The organism is Planococcus kocurii (assembly GCF_001465835.2).
Classification (GTDB): Bacteria; Bacillota; Bacilli; order Bacillales_A; family Planococcaceae; genus Planococcus; species Planococcus kocurii.
In genome coordinates this window covers 851696-871363 of record NZ_CP013661.2, presented here as the reverse complement: position 1 = coordinate 871363, position 19668 = coordinate 851696, and the positions used below count along the sequence as shown (strand labels likewise).

Annotated in this window: 16 protein-coding genes; 13 read left to right on the top strand and 3 right to left on the bottom strand. The window is 40.9% G+C overall.

The window, feature by feature from the left end; genetic code table 11:
- The first annotated feature begins 118 nt into the window (after positions 1-118).
- The 4 genes from AUO94_RS04425 (at position 119) to AUO94_RS04410 (ending at position 4125) form a co-directional block, all read left to right on the top strand.
- Positions 119-1054: a ketopantoate reductase family protein gene (locus AUO94_RS04425; RefSeq protein ID WP_058386087.1), complete on the top strand. Its 936-nt coding sequence runs from the start codon at positions 119-121 to the stop codon at positions 1052-1054.
- 69 nt (positions 1055-1123) lie between these two features.
- Entirely contained in the window at positions 1124-2086 is a 963-nt protein-coding gene (locus AUO94_RS04420) for a TRM11 family SAM-dependent methyltransferase (RefSeq protein WP_058386086.1), read from the top strand.
- 197 nt (positions 2087-2283) lie between these two features.
- The gene (locus AUO94_RS04415) at positions 2284-3522 is read left to right on the top strand and encodes a cysteine desulfurase-like protein (protein ID WP_058386085.1); all 1239 of its coding nucleotides are present in this window, start codon (positions 2284-2286) and stop codon (positions 3520-3522) included.
- A 129-nt stretch (positions 3523-3651) separates the two neighbouring features.
- Positions 3652-4125, top strand: a complete 474-nt coding sequence (locus AUO94_RS04410) for a HEAT repeat domain-containing protein (RefSeq protein ID WP_058386084.1) — start codon at positions 3652-3654, stop codon at positions 4123-4125.
- A gap of 41 nt (positions 4126-4166) precedes the next feature.
- Here AUO94_RS04410 and AUO94_RS04405 read toward each other — a convergent pair whose 3' ends face one another.
- The gene (locus AUO94_RS04405) at positions 4167-4748 is read right to left on the bottom strand and encodes a biotin transporter BioY (RefSeq protein WP_058386083.1); all 582 of its coding nucleotides are present in this window, start codon (positions 4746-4748) and stop codon (positions 4167-4169) included.
- A 151-nt stretch (positions 4749-4899) separates the two neighbouring features.
- Positions 4900-6183: a glucose-6-phosphate isomerase gene (locus AUO94_RS04400; protein WP_058386082.1), complete on the bottom strand. Its 1284-nt coding sequence runs from the start codon at positions 6181-6183 to the stop codon at positions 4900-4902.
- 203 nt (positions 6184-6386) lie between these two features.
- On the opposite strand from AUO94_RS04400, the gene AUO94_RS04395 reads away from it, so the two are divergent.
- Positions 6387-8435: a penicillin-binding transpeptidase domain-containing protein gene (locus AUO94_RS04395; RefSeq protein WP_237150172.1), complete on the top strand. Its 2049-nt coding sequence runs from the start codon at positions 6387-6389 to the stop codon at positions 8433-8435.
- 216 nt (positions 8436-8651) lie between these two features.
- Positions 8652-10286 (top strand): alpha-glucosidase, encoded by a 1635-nt coding sequence (locus AUO94_RS04390; RefSeq protein ID WP_058386080.1) that lies wholly within the window; start codon positions 8652-8654, stop codon positions 10284-10286.
- Positions 10287-10343: 57 nt separating this feature from the next.
- Here the strand turns inward: AUO94_RS04390 and AUO94_RS04385 are convergent, their stop codons facing one another.
- Positions 10344-10844 carry a GNAT family N-acetyltransferase gene (locus AUO94_RS04385; protein WP_058386079.1) on the bottom strand — a complete coding sequence of 167 codons (501 nt, stop codon included), beginning with the start codon at positions 10842-10844 and terminating at the stop codon, positions 10344-10346.
- Positions 10845-11149: 305 nt separating this feature from the next.
- Here AUO94_RS04385 and ilvD point away from each other — a divergent pair, with 305 nt between their 5' ends.
- The 7 genes from ilvD to AUO94_RS04350 all read left to right on the top strand — a co-directional run bounded on the left by ilvD (position 11150) and on the right by AUO94_RS04350 (position 19188).
- Positions 11150-12832 carry a dihydroxy-acid dehydratase gene (ilvD, locus tag AUO94_RS04380; RefSeq protein WP_058386078.1) on the top strand — a complete coding sequence of 561 codons (1683 nt, stop codon included), beginning with the start codon at positions 11150-11152 and terminating at the stop codon, positions 12830-12832.
- A 215-nt stretch (positions 12833-13047) separates the two neighbouring features.
- Positions 13048-14061, top strand: a complete 1014-nt coding sequence (locus AUO94_RS04375) for a TRAP transporter substrate-binding protein (protein ID WP_058386077.1) — start codon at positions 13048-13050, stop codon at positions 14059-14061.
- Between the two features lie 62 nt (positions 14062-14123).
- Positions 14124-14594 (top strand): TRAP transporter small permease, encoded by a 471-nt coding sequence (locus AUO94_RS04370; protein WP_058386076.1) that lies wholly within the window; start codon positions 14124-14126, stop codon positions 14592-14594.
- A 2-nt stretch (positions 14595-14596) separates the two neighbouring features.
- Positions 14597-15865, top strand: coding sequence for a TRAP transporter large permease (locus AUO94_RS04365; RefSeq protein ID WP_058386075.1), 1269 nt, complete (start codon positions 14597-14599; stop codon positions 15863-15865).
- 18 nt (positions 15866-15883) lie between these two features.
- Complete coding sequence (locus AUO94_RS04360) at positions 15884-16969, top strand: tartrate dehydrogenase (protein WP_058386074.1); 1086 nt, start codon at positions 15884-15886, stop codon at positions 16967-16969.
- Positions 16970-17725 carry an SDR family NAD(P)-dependent oxidoreductase gene (locus AUO94_RS04355; RefSeq protein WP_058386073.1) on the top strand — a complete coding sequence of 252 codons (756 nt, stop codon included), beginning with the start codon at positions 16970-16972 and terminating at the stop codon, positions 17723-17725. It begins immediately after the preceding gene.
- A gap of 20 nt (positions 17726-17745) precedes the next feature.
- On the top strand, positions 17746-19188 hold the full coding sequence (locus AUO94_RS04350) for an aldehyde dehydrogenase family protein (RefSeq protein ID WP_058386072.1): 1443 nt from the start codon (positions 17746-17748) through the stop codon (positions 19186-19188).
- Positions 19189-19668 lie beyond the last annotated feature (480 nt).

Sequence of the window (19668 nt, the reverse complement as noted above, 5' to 3'; positions counted from 1 at the left end):
TATGTGGTATATTCATGCTAGATATATCGACTGAATGATTTTGCTTGTCGATCTTCCAAAATTAACGGTGCTATTTTTCATATAAAGTCGCTAAAGTTAGATAGAAAAGAGGGATTGCATGAATGTATTAATTATCGGAGCAGGAGCAATGGGGAGTTTGTTCGCGGGACGTTTAAAAGCACAAGGAGCTAATGTCTTTCTATATAATAGGAGAAATTCTCATGTTGATAAAATCAATCAAAGTGGATTAACGATTGTTGAACGAGATAACCAGGAGACAATGGTTCCTTTGACAGTCGTACACGAAGTTTCAGGTGCTTCGTATGATCTTGTATTAGTGATGTTGAAAACGCATGCTACGAAAAATGTGTTAACCCAATTAAAGGATTCATTTTCTGTGAATACCTTATTTGTGACCATGCAAAATGGTCTTGGAAACTTAGAAACTATTTCAGCCATTTTCCCGAACAATCCTGTGGTTGCCGGTACGATGGGCTGTGGTGCTAGTGTAGAAAGTGCTGGACGGATTCTTCACCGGGGCTGGGGGAAAAATTGGATTGGTCATTCTAAAGATGCTGCTGCTCAAAAGAAAATAGGAGGATTCATCGAAGCGTTGAATTGCTCCGGTCTGGAAACGGAATTAGCAGAAGATGTTCAAACCATTATTTGGAATAAACTGTTTGTTAACGTTGCTTTTAATTCATTGACGGCAGTAACGCGCTTGAGAAATGGTGATATTCTCCATACAAATGAAGGACAACAGTTGCTCGAACGTGTCGTAACAGAAGCACTGCAGGTAGCTAAAGCGGAAGGTGTTTCTGTAGACGCACAACAGACAATCGCCAAGTGCATAAAAATGGGCAACGAAGAAATTGCCACCAATAAATCTTCTATGTTAATGGATATTCTACATAAGCGAAAAACAGAAATTGACGCGATCAATGGCGCTGTATCCAAACTTGGCAAATACCACGGCATACCAACTCCATATAATGAAATGATCACGGGAATCATTCGAGTCATTGAAGCAAATTATGACCTGCAAGTCGACTAACTTCTGAAGAGTTCTGCTATACTTAGGAGATGTTGTCCTGAACAAAGGGGCAGATAAGGACGGGATGAATTGAAACAATTAACTGCAACAGGCGATTACATCTACACGTATGCTTATACAAATGATGAAAAAAATTTATGTCAATTAGAAATGCGATCTTTTTTCGAAAAAGACACCAGTAGTAAAATTATCAAAAGCGGAGTCGCAATCGATCCGAGTCGGAGCCCGTTTATTAAAGAACGAGTTGAAGTATTGCTTGAAGGCGATAGCTTGCAAGAAATTTTGAGACAATCAGCAGAAGTAGATATGGACCAGTTAACATTCAAAGTCATTTTTTTGAAAATCAACGGCTTGACTGAGCAGGACCAAGTTGATTATTCAGGTAAACGAAACGTTGAGCGAGAAATTGGTTCCGCTATTACCGGTGAAGCGGACGTTCATCATCCAGATGTAACATTTGGGTTGATTCCTTTTGAAGGTCGCTGGTATTTCGGGCGCTATCTTCAAAGCGAGCCTGTTTGGTTTAAGCATATGAAAAAACCGCGCGAATATTCAACGGCATTAAGTACACGCGTTGCTCGCGCAGTTGCTAATATTGCCGTACCACAACCAAAAGGTATCAAAGCCATTGATCCATGTTGTGGTATTGGTACAGTTTTAGTGGAAGCACTATCAATGGGAATCGACATTGTTGGGCGTGATATGAATCCGCTAGTTGTCGATGGATCTAGAGAAAATATCGCTCATTTTGGATTGACTGGTGAAGTAGCATTAGGCCCGATTGCGGAAGTCGAAGCTATTTACGACGTGGCCATCATTGATATGCCGTATAACCTATACACACACGCAACGCCCGCAGACCAATTAGGGATTTTAAAAGCTGCATATCCGATTACTGAAAAGTTAGTGGTCGTCACGATCGAGACAATGGATCATATGATCAAAGAAGCGGGATTTGCCATCACTGACCGCTGTATTGCTAAAAAAGGGTTGTTCTTGCGGGAAATCGTCGTGTGTCAAAAAGCTGTTTAAACGTCGCGATAAGCGGCGTTTTTTGGTTGAAATCGGGTTTGGCAAGTATTTAGCGTGAACTGGACAGTATTTGCTCCCAATCGGACAGTATTTCAGCCCAATCGGACAGTATTTTCAAAAACATTAAAAAATAAAGGGAATTGCGTTCGAAAATTGAATACGGTAACAGTACCTTACTCAAAAAGGAGCTGCAAGCAATGAAAATAGCCACAATAACGAATTATCCAATTGCTAAAGTACGTGAACAATTTCCGGCTTTAACGAGAACTTATAACGGGAAAATGGTTGCTTATTTTGATGGTCCAGGCGGATCGCAAGTTGTCAGTTCAGCGATTCAAGCAATCGCTCGTTATATGGAAAGAGGCGGCGGTAATCTCCACGGTGCTTTTCCATCTAGTTGGGAAACAGAAGAAGTGATTTCAGAAGCAAGACTTGCGGTCGCAGACTTTCTAAATGTCCAAGCCAAGGAAGTAGCGTTTGGAGCGAACATGACAACATTAACGATTGCCATCGCCAACGCACTCGGTAAAAAATTCAAAGCAGGTGACGAAATCGTGGTCACTGAAATGGATCATCGTGCCAATGTCGATCCGTGGATCATGATGGCAGAAGACCGAGGATTAACGATTCGCTGGGTCAAAGTTGATACTGAAACAAAAACACTCGATTTGACAGAATTAGACGAACTCATCAATGAAAAGACAAAAATTGTCGCTATTGGGATGGCATCTAACGCGATTGGCACAATCGTCGATCTTAAACCGTTTGCGGAACGAGCAAAAAAGGTTGAAGCCCTATTAATAGCTGATGCTGTTCATGCTGCACCACATGTACCGATGGACAGAGACGACATGGAAATTGATATTTTATTATGCTCAGCTTACAAGTTCTTTGGACCGCATATCGGCATCGCCGCAATCAAAGAGGAAATTTTCAAAGATTTGGAGCCGTACAAATTGACCACTTCTCCAAGTTATTACCCAGATAAGCTAGAAACCGGTACGCAAAATCATGAAGGCATTGCCGGAATTCGCCCAGCTATTGAGTTTTTTGCAGGTTTTGGAGAAGGCGAAACGCGAAGAGAGCGTATTTTGAGTGGTGTGGAGCATATTGAAAGTTACGAAAACAGTTTGGCAAATCGACTGCGAGAAGGCTTATCAGCTATTGAAGGTGTGATAGTTACACAAGCCGCAGCAAATGTACCCAAAACGCCGACAGTCGCTTTCCAAGTTGCGGGTGTTGAACCAGGAGAAATTTGCAAAAAGCTAGCTGAAGACCATAGTATTTTTGTTGCCGCAGGTCATTTCTACGCATCGACACTTGGTGAGGTTCTAGGCGTCAATGACAGTGGTGGCTGGGTGCGTGCAGGTCTTGCTCCATATAGTACAGAAGAAGAAGTAGATCGTTTAATTGGCGCTATTAAAGAGCTTACTTAAACTGTAGTATGAATAATCGACTTTTTTCCTTTTGCTCTAGATGATGTTATACTGGTAGGAACTTGTTCCGCCAACGGAGAGCATTACGTTATTTCCCGCAAAGGGACATAAACAAAGGAGAATGAAATTTTGACACAAACGAACAGCAACTCTGATAACAAACCGACGAATTTACCACCGAATTACGACGAATTGAAAAAAGCGGCGAACCGGCAGGCTAACTGGAAAGAGCGCTTGGCTGCGGTTGAAGAGCTTGGTAACTGGAAGAGCGAGCCAACAATCGATCTTTTGACACATCGCATGAATCACGATTCTGTTTATCAAGTACAAGAAGCTGCTTATGAACAACTTAAAAACTTTGGTGAAAACGTTCATATGCCAGAGCGTAAGAAATTTGATTTGATCAAAGATACTTCGAAAGTACTTGTGCGAATCAAAAAAAGTTTGCCAGTAGGGCATAGCTATGAAGAATTTAAAGAAAAGTTGCAAAAAATGCGTAGCGATATTTACGATACGTATAAAGGCGACAAAGGCGAAGATTTCGAAAAATGGTTAGAAGAGCAATGGAAAGCAGCTCCATTCAAACAACCACGCCGCAGATAATAAAACCAAAACCCGAATGCCACCGAGGCATTCGGGTTTTTTTAAAGGTATTTTTGAATAATAGGTTTTAAACGGTAACCGAACAAACCGGCAAGTACAGCGAGGATTAAATCTTTTGGAAGCGGTACAGCCATCCAAGCCCAAGCCATTTTATACGTAAAGCCTTCAGGCGCTGCAAACCATAATTTGTAGGCTGCATACATCCAGTTGGTACCAAACAAATAATTGACCGTCATGCCGACGAGTGCCGCAATAACAAATCCTTTTTTAGTAGACCATTTTTCAGCAATGAGTCCGGCTAAATAAGCTGTAAAAACATAAGACACAATAAATCCAAAAGTTGGACTGATCAACGTGTCCATGCCACCAGAAAATTTTGCGAAAACAGGGACGCCTGCAAGACCGATAAATGCATAAACAATCATAGAAACGGCACCCATGCGACTACCAAGAAGAATGCCTGCTAAAATTGCAAAGAAAGTTTGAAGCGTAATCGGTACACCGCCGATAATCAGAAACGAAGCAATATTTGCGCCAATGGCCATTAAGGCAGAAAATAACGCGATATGTACCAATTGCAGAGTGCGGGAGTGATTAGCCGATCTAGTCGTCGTTGTGGTCATTATATTTCCTCCTACTTTTTTCATATAAATTGAGTATAAAGAGATGATTTATTTAAGTCAACTTATTTATTTTTGTGGTTAACTCATTTAAAAGGAGAAAAATACAATCAAAAAAAGCTGACTCGTTACAAGTCAGCTTTTTGCTATAATTTTAAAATCCTGGTTTATTTAATAACTTAAAGATATTATTCTTGTAGTCTTCTACGCCCGGCTGGTCAAATGGGTTAATATCGAGCATATAAGCACTATAGGCACATGAAAGCATATAGAAATACAATAAATGACCTAGATGGTATTCATCGATTTTAGGAATCGTTAAACTAAGCTGCGGTACACCACCGTCTAAGTGAGCACTTGATGTTCCTTTGTACGCGACGTGATTAAACTCCTGTAAAGAAAGTCCCGCCATATAATTCAATTCATCGTCGTCATTTTCAGCTTCAACAATCGACAAGTCTTCGTTTGCTTCTTGAACGAGTAAGAAAGTTTCAAACAAATTGCGTTTGCCATCTTGGATATACTGTCCCATCGAATGCAAGTCGGTTGTAAAGGAAACAGATGCCGGGAAAATACCTTTGCCTTCTTTGCCTTCACTTTCGCCAAACAATTGCTTCCACCATTCCTGGACGAACGATAGTTTCGGTTCGAATGTTGCCATTACTTCTGTCGTATAGCCTTCTACATAAAGCTGGTGACGAACTGCTGCATATTGTGCTGCTGCATTGTCATCAAAGTTCGTATTGTTGTAAAGTTCTTCTGCATTTGCAGCTCCAGCCATCAACTCGCGTATGGAATAACCCGCAGCGGCAATCGGCACAAGTCCAACAGCAGTGAAAACAGAATAGCGTCCGCCTACGTCAGCAGGAACGACAAAACGTTCATAACCATTTTCTTCAGCAAGTGTTAATAAAGCACCTTTTTCAGCATCAGTCGTTACAATAATTCGCTCTGCTGCTTCTTGGCCATAGCGCTTTTCCATATAGTCTTTTAGGAAGCGAAAAGCGATAGCAGGCTCTGTTGTTTTCCCCGATTTGGAAATCACATTGACCATTACGCGTTTGCCATCAAGATGAGCAAGCAATTGCTTTAAATACTCACCGCTAACTTGGTGACCTGCAAAAATCACTTCGAGTCCTGATTCTTTACTGAAATAAGGAGCGAGTGCGGACAACACAGCTTTAGCGCCTAAATAAGATCCGCCAATACCAATCACTACTAATACATCTGCCTTATCCTGAATTTCCACTGCTGTTTTTTCAACTTTCTTCAAAAACTCTTCATCGAGTTTGCTTGGCCAGTCTAGCCACCCAAGAAAGTCAGAGCCTTTCCCTTTTTTGTTGTAAAGGTTTTCGTGAATCTGTTTTAAATGCGCTCTTTTTTCAAGTGTTAAACCTGCTCCAATTGACTCTGAAAATGTAAGTTCAACCATATTCATCCTCCTATCATTTGTTTATCAGTTTACCATATTTAAAGCGGCAATTGCGCAGCCAGCTAATGCAATAAGCAAAAAAAACAGAAATCCATTACGCTGATCACAAGATAAATTGAACGCTAAAAGTTAGCAAAAAAAAGCGATTCTTCGAGTCATTTTTACTCTAGAGCTTTTATTCTTTTAACTTATTGTTTATTATTGGTAAAATGAAGAAAACAATTGGGGGTTATCATGTGACTAAGAAATTAGCAGTCATCCTAGCACTGGCTTTCTTGGTTTTTCTTGCAGGTTGTCAACCAAAAGCGTCACCTGAAGAAAGGCTGAAGGAATACATAGGGCATTGGAACAAGGAAGAGTTCTCAGAAATGTACAGTACGTATTTAAACCAAGGCACGAAAGAAGCTTATGCTTCAGAAGATTTTGTCGAACGACAGCAAAAACTGTATGCAGACTTGGCAATTGAAAATATTGAAGTGACTTATACCAAGCCCTCGAAAGATGAAAACTGGGATACTGAAAAACCTGCAGATTTTCCGGTACAGGTGAAGATGGATACGATGGCTGGACCAATCGAGTTTGAAAAAAATATGACTTTGTTGTATGAAACAGCAGAAGACAAAGAAGATTGGTTTATTGAATGGGATCCTTCTTTTATCTTTGAGCAATTGGCAACAGGAGACGAAGTTCGTGTCTCGGCAACACGTGCAAAGCGCGGTGAAATTTTGGATCGCAATGAACAACCAATTGCCATTAATGGAACAGGCTATAACGTGGGTGTGGTTCCTGAAAACTTCAAAGATGCATCTGCTAAAGAAGAACTAGCCACAGTTTTGGGAGTGTCAGTAGCATCTATAGACGAAAAATTAAACCAAAGTTGGGTTCAAGAAAATCAGTTCGTGCCCATATCAAAAGTAGCTAAAGACAACACGCAATTACTGGAGAAAGTAAAAGCTGTTCCAGGAGCAACTTATCAAGAAACAGCTATGCGCGAATATCCATATGGAGAAGCTCTTGGTCATTTAAGCGGTTATATCGGACCAATGACTGCCGAAAAATTAGAAGAACTTAAAGACCAAGGGTATACGTCCACGGACTTGATTGGTAGAAGAGGACTTGAGCAAACGCTTGAAGAACGTCTTCGTGGCAAAAATGGCCTAAAAATCCTCATTAAAAAACAAGGCGATACAGGAGAAGAGTTAACGATCGCTGAAACTCCCGCAAAAGATGGAGAAACCGTTGTGCTAACGATTGATGCCGAATTGCAAAAATCGACTTATGAAGCGATGGAAGGCGAAGCTGGCACAAGTGCTGCGGTCAATCCAAAAACAGGAGAAACTTTAGTATTGGTCAGTTCACCAGCGTACAATCCAAACGAATACATGCTAGGGATTAGCGAGGATCGATTTAAAGAACTAAGCGAAGATCCGTTAAATCCGTTATTCAATCGTTTTGGTGCAGCCTATGCACCGGGGTCAACAATCAAGCCTGTAACGGCAGCAATCGGAATGGAAGCAGGAACACTAGATCCTTCAGTTGGGTTACAGATTGATGGAGAAACCTGGCAAAAAGACGGTTCCTGGGGAGATTACCGAGTTACTCGTCTTCATCCAGAAGCACCGAATCCAGTTAATTTGAATACAGCGTTAGTCTATTCCGACAATATTTACTTTGCACGACAAGCACTTGAAATGGGCAATCAAGCATTTGTTTCTGGTTTGCAGCGCTTTGGTTTCGGAGAAGAAATTCCCTTTGCTTTAGAATTGCAATCGTCTCAAATTTCAAATGAAGGTACAATCGGGTCACAAGGACAGTTGGCTGATACATCATTTGGTCAAGGTCAAATGCTAACGAATATCCTTCATCTGGCTTCTATGTATGAGCCTTTCTTAACGGACGGTACGATGTACAAACCGTTATTGTTTATAGATGAAGAAAAAAGCCAAGTTTGGAAAGAAGGATTGCTTAGCGCAGAAAATGCAAAAGTTCTCCGCACTGGGATGCGTAATGTCGTCGTAGATGGCTATGCACAATCGGCAAACAGTAAAACGGTCAAGATTGCTGGCAAAACCGGTACAGCTGAGTTGAAAGGTGCGATTGGAGAAGAAGGACAAGAAAATGGCTTTTTTGTTGCTTATGATTCCGAAAGCCCGGATTTTATTTTAGCGATGATGATTGAATCAATTGAAGAAAACGGTGGCAGTGATTATGTTGCTGGATTTGCAACCAAGGTATTTGAAAACTATAAAGCTGAATAAAAGAAAAAAGCCACCGACATCTATTGTTGGTGGCTTTTTGTATATAAGAAGGCTATGAGCCAAAACCAAATTTTAATTGCAGGGATTTTCATCAGAATATTGAATATAAACCATTAATAAATCATTCCATAATTTCAATGGCAGCCTGTAAGTATGCTCAACTAGATTTAGAAAGTCGGTTTAACAACAGCACATTCTAGTATCGGGAAGAGGGAGATGACGTTGAAGGAAGTATGGTGGAAAGAAGCAGTCGTCTATCAAATATATCCAAGGAGCTTCAACGATTCGAATGGCGATGGCATGGGCGATTTAAATGGCATAACAGCAAAACTAGATTATTTGGATGAACTGGGCATTACCATCATCTGGATCTGCCCGATTTACCAATCTCCAAATATTGATAACGGGTATGACGTTAGTGATTACCAAGCGATTATGGAAGAGATGGGGACGATGGCAGATTTTGATCGCTTGCTAGAGGAAGTGCATAAAAGAGGAATGAGACTTATTCTTGATTTAGTAGTGAACCACACGAGTGATCAGCACCCGTGGTTTATAGAATCCCGTTCCTCTAAAGATAATCCAAAGCGTGATTGGTACGTATGGCGTGATCAGCAAACTAATTGGGAAAGTATTTTCGGAGGGCCGGCCTGGACATTTGATCCCAAGACAGCGCAATACTATTTGCATATTTACACTAAAAACCAAGTAGATTTAAACTGGGAAAATAAAGCTATGCGTAATGCCATATACGAGATGAGCCATTGGTGGCTAGCTAAAGGAGTGGATGGCTTCCGCGTAGATGCCAGTAATCATCTGAAAAAAGATTATCGGGACATGCCTCCTTCTCAATCTTCTCCTTATGTTCCTGCTTGGGAAAGATTTACTGACGTAGAAGGATTACAGGACATATTGGCAGAGCTGCGAGATCGCGTTTTTTCGAATAATGATATTGTCACGATAGGCGAAGCGAATAGCGTCACATCACAAAATATGGGGCTATGGATCGGTGAGCAGGAAGGGAAGTTCAATATGATTTTCCAACTAGAAGCGATAAAAGCGGCCAGTGGTGGTTTGAATAGCGGATTAAACGTAGAGGGCTTACGAGAGGTTTTAGACCGTTGGCAAAAAGCAACATATGGCATTGCATGGAATTCTCTTTATGTGGAAAATCATGATCGCCCAAGAACAGTTTCTATTTGGGGGAATGACCAAGATTATTGGTTCGAAAGCGCTACAGCACTAGCTTGTATGTACTTTTTCATGCAGGGCACGCCTTTTATCTACCAAGGTCAGGAAATTGGGATGACCAATGCCCCCTTTGATGATATTGACATGTACGAAGACATCGAAACAAAAAACATCTATCGGTATAAGCGACAAGAAGGACTGTCTCACGAAGCAGTAATGGAAATTATTAAAAAAATTAGCCGAGATCATGCTCGGACACCGATGCAATGGAGCAATCAGAAGTTTGCTGGATTTTCTACAGTTACACCGTGGCTTTCAGTAAATCCAAATTACAAATGGTTGAATGTAGAGGCTCAAAAAGATGACCCGAAATCTATTTGGGCCTACTATAAAAAAATGATTCATTTACGCCAAAACTGGAAGGTTCTGATTTATGGGACGACCGATTTAGCGGATTCTGGATGTCCAGATGTATACGCCTACATCCGTGAAGATCAATACACAAAAATGCTCATTGCTTCAAATCTAAGTGAACATGTCTGTACGTGGAATACCCCTTACGATGCGGAACTTCTTCTAAGTAACTATGACAAGCGTGAAAAAGGCGTATTACAGCCATACGAAGCCTGTGTTTACTTTTTGAAAAAAGAAATTTACTGACGTTACTAAGCCACAAAGCCATCGTTTCAAGCTGGCTTTGTGGCTTGTTTTGTTTGTTTATAAATAAAAACGGAAAGCTTTAACGAAAACTCCGTCATCTAAAGGTGAAAAATCAAGTGAAGAAATTCGCTCAAATCCCATTTTTTCATAAAGTTTAATGGCGTGCTTCATGAAACAGCCAGTATATAGACCAATGAATTTTTGTTTGCGAATTTTAGAAATATCAATGCAATGTTCGACCAACAACTTGCCGATTCCATGGGAACGGAAATCGGGATTGACAGCCAACATTCTAATCTCAGGACATTCAATTGCTTGGGAAGTTCCTGCGTAGGATTTGGAGTCAGCAGGAAATAAGGCTACACTCCCAACAATTTGCCCATCCATTTCTGCAACAAACACTTCAACGCCTGGCTGGTGGTTAATGTCAGAAGACAAATGAGTTTCTAGCATAGCCCATTGTTTTGATGATAGTTTTTCTTTGTAAATTTTATAGGAAGCAAGTCGTTGTTTTTTTAGTAAAAGAAACTCATTTTTTTTGGCTTCGCGAATCAACAAAAGACCATCTCCTGTTACTCAGAATTCCGACCGGTGTTCAAAGTCTTAGAAAAGATAAAATGACAAGTGTATGAAGAGGCATGTAAAGAAATTCTGCAGCTCAATGTCTAAAAAGTTATTGTAGACATGGTAATTATAAAGCTATATATTGCATACATCAAGAGTGAGTACGTTATAATAACATGAAAACGGATACATTTGTGACTTGTTAGACAAATAAAAAAATATCTAACTATTATTTTTTTATTCATTGAATTCTGATAAATGTGTTCTATAATAAATAGAAAAGAAAGGATTGGATAATTATGAAAAAGGATTTGCGCATCAACAGTAAGGTTTTTGATGGAGCCATGAAAGCACCTAACCGAGCGATGCTTCGTTCAGTAGGTGTAACAGACGAAGATTTTAAAAAGCCAATGATTGGCGTCGCTAGTACGTGGAGCGAAGTGACACCGTGTAACATACATATTGACGACTTAGCGATTAGCGCGAAAAAAGGCGCTAGAGATGCTGGAGGCGTCCCGTTTATTTTTAATACAATTACTGTTTCTGATGGAATTTCAATGGGTACAGAAGGCATGAAGTATTCTCTTTCCAGCCGAGATGTGATTGCCGATTCAATTGAAACAGTCGTAGGAGCAGAAAGCTTGGATGGGTTAGTCGCAATTGGGGGCTGTGATAAAAATATTCCCGGCTGTTTGATTGCGATTGCGAACTCTGAAGTTCCAGCTGTTTTTGTTTATGGAGGAACCATTGCTCCAGGACGCCATAACGGACAAGATATTGATATTGTTTCGGTTTTTGAAGGTGTAGGTCAGCATAATAACGGCGACATCACCGACAATACACTTCGCAGTATTGAATGTGGGGCTTGCCCAGGAGCTGGATCGTGTGGCGGCATGTATACAGCGAACACGATGGCATCTGCTGCTGAAGCAATGGGAATGAGTTTACCAGGAAGTTCTTCTAATCCGGCAGTATCAGCAGCGAAATTAGCTGATTGCGAAAAGGCTGGAGCAGCAGTACATAATCTTTTAGAACTGGATATATATCCGAAAGATATTATGACAAAAAAAGCCTTTGAAAATGCGATTACCGTTGTCATGGCACTTGGCGGATCGACAAATGCGGTTCTTCATTTATTGGCGATTGCTCATGCAGCCGAAGTAGACTTAACAATTGACGACTTTAATCGCCTACAACAAAGGGTACCCCATTTGGCTGATTTGAAGCCGAGCGGCAAATACGTCATGCAGGATTTGCACGAGGTCGGTGGCGTTCAAGCTGTGATGAAAATGTTGCTTGAGGGAGGTTATATTCACGGAGATTGCATGACGGCTACGGGTAAAACGGTAGCAGAAAATCTGCAGGAAGCACCAGCTCTTAAGGAAGGTCAAAAAGTCATCATGCCTTTTGAACAGCCAAAACGTAAAGATGGGCCTTTAATCGTCTTGAAAGGAAACCTTTCTCCAAGTGGGGCCGTAGCAAAAGTTTCGGGCGTGAAAGTAAAACGTCATACGGGCCCAGCTCGCGTTTACAATACAGAAAAAGAAGCAACAGAAGCTGTAATGGCAAATGAAATAAACGAAGGCGATGTGCTAGTTATTCGTTACGTGGGACCAAAAGGTGGACCAGGCATGCCAGAAATGTTGTCAATTTCGGCAATTCTTGTTGGGAAAGGTATGGATGCATCTGTAGCGTTATTAACTGATGGACGTTTCTCAGGCGGAACCCACGGCCTCGTAGTTGGACATATTGCACCAGAAGCACAAGTTGGCGGACCAATCGCCTTGCTAGAAGAAGGAGACATTGTTACGATCGATTCTGACTTGCAGGAAATTTCGATGGAAGTATCCGAAACAGAACTAGAAGAACGTCGCAAACACTGGGTAGCACCGCCACTTCATAAAAAAGGCGTACTTGGCAAATATGCGCATAATGTATCTTGCTCTTCTCAAGGAGCAGTAACCGATTATTTGAATCGATAAGTAAGGTAGGTCACTGCATTAGTGCGTTCTGCATCCACTACGCATTTTCGCTTGCTTGAACAAGTATAAACAGAATTCAGCGGGATACTGCATCCCGCTGAATTTTTATAAAATATAAAAAACGGAATATTTTGTTTTTTTGTAGACAATTTCTTTTATTGTAAAAGTAGAATCTATTAAAGCGCTAGAGCAAGATAAAAAAGGGGGAAACAAAGATGGCAAAGAAGAAATTTGGATTTGTTTCAATAATGTTGGCAAGTACATTGGCTTTAACGGCATGTGGTGATTCTGATAGTGATTCCTCATCAGGAGGAAAAGACTCAGAAGAAAAATTTGTTTTGCAGGCAGGACATTCGTTGCCGGATGATCATCCGTACCATCTTGGACTTTTGGAAATGGCTGATGCTGTTGAAGAACGGACAGACGGTCAAGTAACGATTGAAGTTTTCGCAAACAGTGAAATTGGAGCTGAGCGAGAATTGACAGAAGGTATGGGCCTTGGAACTGTCGATTTGGTGGTATCTTCAACTGCTCCTGTTACGAACTTTGTGCCGGAGTTAGGTGTTTTAGATGTACCATTCTTATTTAAAGACCGGGAATCGGCAGTAGAAATTCTAGAAGGTGATATAGGAGATGAATTATTCGCTAAAATGGAAGAAAATGGTATAATAGGTTTGTCTTGGGGAGAAAATGGTTACCGTCACATTACCAATGCAAAACGTCCAATCGAAACACCAGAAGACTTGAAAGGGTTGAAAATCAGAACGCAGGAAAATGAAATTCATTTAGCTGCTTTTGAAGCACTTGGTGCACAACCGACTCCAATGGCTTGGACAGAAGCAATTACAGCATTGCAACAAGGTGTAGTAGATGCTCAGGAAAACCCAGCAATTGTTGCTGACCAATTTAGTTTGTATGATGCGAACCAGAAATACATGAGTTTAACAGGTCACGTTTATTCTGTAGCCATCTACATGATGAGTCAGCAAACATACGATGAATTGCCAGAAGATTTGCGTGACATTGTTGTGGAAGAAGGACAAAAAGCAGGCGCAAGAGAGCGTGAATTGATCGTAGAAATGGAAAAAGAATCGATTCAAACATTGAAAGACAATGGCATGGAAATAATAGAAGATATTGATACAGCGCCATTCCAGGAAGCTGTAAAGCCAGTTTACGAAACAATTGAGTATCAAGATCTATTAAATGAAATTCTGGATGCTCAGTAAAAAAATAATTAACTCAAAAAAGAGAGAATCCTTTCTCTCTTTTTTATATCGGAGGCATGACAATGAATAAATGGATCGGTTATATGAACGTTGGCATTAAGCATGTATTGAATCTGATTATGGCATTATTGGTCACCGTCGTTTTTCTTCAAGTAATTTTCCGTTTTATCCTCAACTCGCCTCTTGCTTGGACTGAGGAGTTAGCGCGCTATAGTTTGATTTGGCTAACGTTTTTAGGGGCATCGTATGCTATGTCATCAAAGGCGCATATCGGAATGGAGTTTTTTGTGAAATTATTTGCAGTTCCTGTACGCAAGGCATTCTACACTATCGCCACGTTTGCAAGTTTGCTATTTTTCTTGTTAATGGTAGTTGAAGGCTATGATTTAGCGATGCAAGGCATGTCTCAAACCTCGCCAGTTTTACGGATTCCGATGGGGATGATCTACATGATCATTCCAGTAAGTGGTGTAATTTTGATTATCAACATGACCTCGCAGTTTTCAAAAGACTTTAAAAGCGGGGGTGTCTGAAGATGGCGTTGGTGTTATTTGGTTTATTAATCGTTTTATTTTTAATAAATGTTCCAATTGCTGTGGGACTTGGACTGGCTTCAACACTCGTTTTCTTTATTGATGGAAACGTTTCATTGATCGTGATTATCCAACGAATGTTCAATTCGGTGGACTCCTTCCCACTTATGGCAATTCCCTTTTTTATTCTTGCTGGTAAATTAATGGAAAGTGGCGGGATTTCTCGCAGGCTGATTCACCTAGCCAATGTTATTTTTGGTCGTGTTCGAGGAGGACTCGGAATCGTCTCGATTGTTGCCTGTGCGTTTTTTGCAGCTATTTCAGGTTCAGCAGCTGCAACAACAGCGGCAGTAGGAGCGTTGATGATTCCTGCGATGGTCAATAAAGGCTATGACAAAAGCTTTGCGACGGCTATTCAAGCGGCTGGAGGGACAATTGGAATTATGATTCCGCCGAGTGTGCCACTCGTTCTTTACGGAGTGGCGGCAGGTGTTTCTGTTAGTGAATTATTCATCGCAGGAATTGTGCCAGGCTTGTTTGTAATGGTGTCATTGATTTTACTGGTGTATTTGATTTCTTTAAAAGAAGGATACGGGGGCGGCGAAAAGTTCGGTTTTAAAGACTTTTTCAAAGCATTTTTAGATGCATTTCTCGCATTGATGATGCCTGTTATTATATTGGGCGGAATTTATGGAGGAATTTTTACGCCAACAGAAGCTGCTGTTGTGGCAGTTGTTTACGGCTTGTTTGTAGGGATTTTTGTGTATAGAGAAATTAAGCTGCCAGACTTGGCAAGTATTTTTTCTTCTTCTGTTGTAGTAACAGCAGTGATTATGTTCATCATTGCGGGCGCTTCAGTATTTGGCTATTACTTAACGCGACAACGGATTCCGGCTGAGTTGACTGAGTTAATGCTTAGCGTGACGGATAATTGGATTATCGCATTATTGATCATCAATCTTTTACTATTGATTTGCGGAGTTTTCTTGGAAACTTCAGCGGCAATCATTATTTTGACGCCAATTCTCGTACCTATTGCTAGTGCACTTGGAATCGATTTGGTGCATTTCGGAATTATTATGATTGTTAACTTAGGAATCGGATTTATTACACCGCCAGTTGGACTCAATTTATTTGTAGCTGCAAATATCGCTGGAACAAAGTTTGAAAGTTTGCTGAAAGCGATTATTCCATTCATCCTGGTGATGATTGTCGATGTACTTATTATTTCATTTATTCCAGGAATCAGTTTATTCCTTCTTGGAGAGTAAGCAATTGGAGGAGAATATATGACAACTTATAAGATAGCGGTCCTTCCTGGAGACGGAATTGGACCAGATGTTACAAAAGAAGCTATCAAAGTATTAGAATCTCTTAAGCGACAAGACCCTACTTTTAACATTGATTTTCAGCAATTCGAGTGGGGCAGTGAATATTACTTGGAACATGGGTACATGATGCCTGCGGATGGACTAGATCAGTTAAAGAACTTTGATGCTATTTTGTTCGGTGCTGTTGGAGACAAACGGGTGCCAGATGAAATTACTATATGGGAACTAATCATGCCGATTCGCAAAAAATTTCAACAGTACGTCAACATGCGACCAATTAAACGATTGGCCGGTATTGAATCTCCTTTGAAAAATGATTTGCCAATTGATTTCATGGTATTCCGTGAAAATGCAGAAGGTGAATACTCGAATATCGGCGGTCGCTTATACCAGCAACAGTCGCAAGAGATGGCCATTCAAAACACCGTGATCACCAAACAAGGCGTCGAGCGAATTGCAAAATACGCATTTGAATATGCTCGAAAAAACAACAAATCGAAAGTGACGAGTGCGACAAAATCCAATGCTATCATCCATTCAATGAAGCTATGGGACGAAGTCGTGGAAGTGGTCGCGAAAGATTACGAGGATATTGAACTTGAAAGTAATTTTATTGATGCCTTGGCTGCGTATTTCGTCATGCGACCAGAATCGTTTGAAGTGGTTGTCGCATCTAATTTATTTGGGGATATTTTGACAGACCTCGGAGCCGCCTTAGTCGGAGGGCTAGGTGTATCCCCGTCAGGCAATATCAATCCAGAACGTAATTTCCCTTCTATGTTCGAAGCAATACATGGTTCGGCACCAGATATTGCGGGCAAAAGAATTGCCAATCCGATTGCGCAAATTTGGTCAGCTGCATTAATGTTGGATCATTTAGGACGTGCAGATTTATCGGCTGCAATTGTAAGCGCCATCGAACAAGTAATTCAAGAAGGCAAAGTGCTGACACCGGATTTAGGTGGTACTGCTACAACGCAACAAGTCGGATCAGCAATTGCAGAAAAAGTCTATCATTTGCTGACCAAAGAGGGGGAAAGATAGATGAATCTAGAAACTAAAGTAGCAATCATTACGGGTGCCGGCGGTGGAATGGGTAAAGTAGTTGTCGAACAATTTTTAACACATGGCACAAAAGTAGCGGCAATTGATCTCGACTTAGACGGTCTTAATGAATTAAAGACTCAATATCCGGAGCAGTTACTAGTTATTCAAGGAGACTTAACAGACGAACAAAGTGTGGAAGATGCGGTGAAAAAAACGGCTGAAACATTTGGGCAGATTGATGTCTTGGCAAACGTTGCCGGAATTGCACAGGCAGCGACAGATATTGAAAAAGTGTCTTTAAAAGATTGGGAACGCATTATGGCAATTAATTCAACGGCGGTTTTTTTAACTTCACGCGCGGCCGTTCCATATATGAAACAGCAAAAAAGTGGATCGATTATTAACATTGCTTCTGTTTCCGTAGACCGGCCGCGTCCGGGTTTGAATGCTTATGTAGCTTCCAAAGGTGCAACGATTTCGTTGACAAAAGCGTTGGCCATTGAACTAGCTCCTTACAACATAAGAGTAAATGCCATCAATCCAGGTCCAGCCGATACGAAGATGCTTGGTGAATTTACAGCATCCGGCAGTGATGAAGGAGAGACAAAAGAACGTATATTCCGCAAAAGCGTACCATTAGGTGAATTGATTACACCTGAAGCAATTGCGAACTGTGTGCTATACCTCAGTTCTGATTTAGCAAAAATGATGACGGGCAGCGTAGTAAACGTAGACGGAGGACGTGGAATCTAACCGAGAAGGGGAACAGGAAAATGAAAAAACAGCAAATGTATGTAAATGGGAAATGGCTAGACAGTCTAACCGGAGAGCGATTTGAAACAAAAAATCCGGCAACTGGCGAAATACTAGCGGAAGTACCAAGAGGCAAAAAAGAAGATGTGGATGCCGCGGTTCAAGCGGCTCGCACAAGGTTTGAGTCCGAAGAATGGCAGTTGTTTCCACCAATTGAAAGAGGACGAATTTTACATAAAGTAGCCTGTGCTTTACGCGCAGACATAGAAGAAATCGCCTTGTTAGAAACACTTGATACGGGAAAACCACTGACACAGGCACGTAAAGATGTGGAGGCTTCTGCTCTCTATTTTGAGTATTACGCTGGAATGGCGGATAAAATTTTCGGCGAAACCATACCCGTTCAACCGGGAATTTTGGATTACACACTGCGTGAGCCGATTGGCGTAACGGCACATATCATTCCGTGGAATTATCCGTTACAAATCATTTCTCGTTCAACAGCCGCAGCGATTGCAACAGGCAATACGGTCGTTGCAAAACCAGCAGAAGACACGCCGTTAACTGCGATCAAATTAGCTGAAATTTTTGATCAAACGGACCTGCCCAAAGGTGTGTTTAATCTGGTGACAGGCTATGGCTTTGAAGCGGGGTCCGCAATTTCTGAACATCCAGATGTGGATCATATTACTTTTACCGGCTCTGTTCAAACAGGTTCTGCTGTCATGATGGGAGCAGCGAAAAATGTTAAGCCAGTTACGCTAGAACTTGGCGGAAAATCGCCAAATATTGTTTTTGATGATTGCGATCAAGAAGAAGCGGTGGATTGGGTTGTTCGGTCGATTATTCAAAATGCCGGACAAACCTGCTCAGCGGGATCTCGTCTTTTGGTTCAACAAACCATCAAGCAAGAGTTTTTAGAAAAGGTAGTAGAAAAAATGAAAACAATTCAAATTGGCAAAGGACTAGATGATTTGGATCTTGGCCCAATTTTAAATGAAAAACAATTTACGCGTATCTTTGAATTTATGGGTGTAGCTAAAAAAGAAGGTGCCACATTTTTAACAGGAGGTGAACGACAGAAGACGGTTGGACTCGAAGATGGTTACTTTTTTCAACCAACTGTGATTGATGGACTGTCACCAGACAGCTATGTTGCTCAAGAAGAAATTTTTGGACCCGTGGTTACGGCTTTTTCATTTGAAACGGAACAACAGGCAATTGACTTAGCCAATGGCACAGATTACGGACTTGTAACAGGAGTTTGGACAAAAGATGGGGCTAGAGCACATCGAGTAGCCAGTAAAATTCGTGCGGGACAAGTATTCATTAATAATTACGGAGCGGGTGGTGGAGTACAGATGCCGTTTGGAGGATATAAAAAAAGTGGATTTGGACGTGAAAAAGGACTTGAAGCTTTGCGCAATTACACCATTTTAAAAAATGTAGCGCTCAAATATTAACAGCTAAAGAATTGGAAAAGGGATGCCCTCAAGTAGAGGACATCCCTTTGTTTGTTTAAGGTAACCATAATTTGTTTTGACTCAATTTTTCAACCCATGTTACTGGGGAATCATTTCCATTGAAAGTATTACTTTCAGTACCGCGGTCATTGTTCCACTGGGTGCTTTCTAACCTAAGCAACGTAAACCCTACCTTCTTTTACGTCCTTGCGATCCTTAAATCGCTCCAGTGTGAATAAGTATTCTCAAAAACATTATCGTAGAATGCCAGATTATCAAAATTTACCAGTTACCTTTGTGTTAACCAAGTAAGTATCTCATGTTTGGTGAAAAGTGTCAAGGCATATGATTAATTGTGGGTAGTCATATACTTTTTGTCAATTGTGTAGAAAAAGCATGTACATTTGTAGTCGATAGATTAACTAGAAGATTGAAACGTGAGATTACAGATTTTTGCAAAAAAAGTGTTGATTTGAAGGG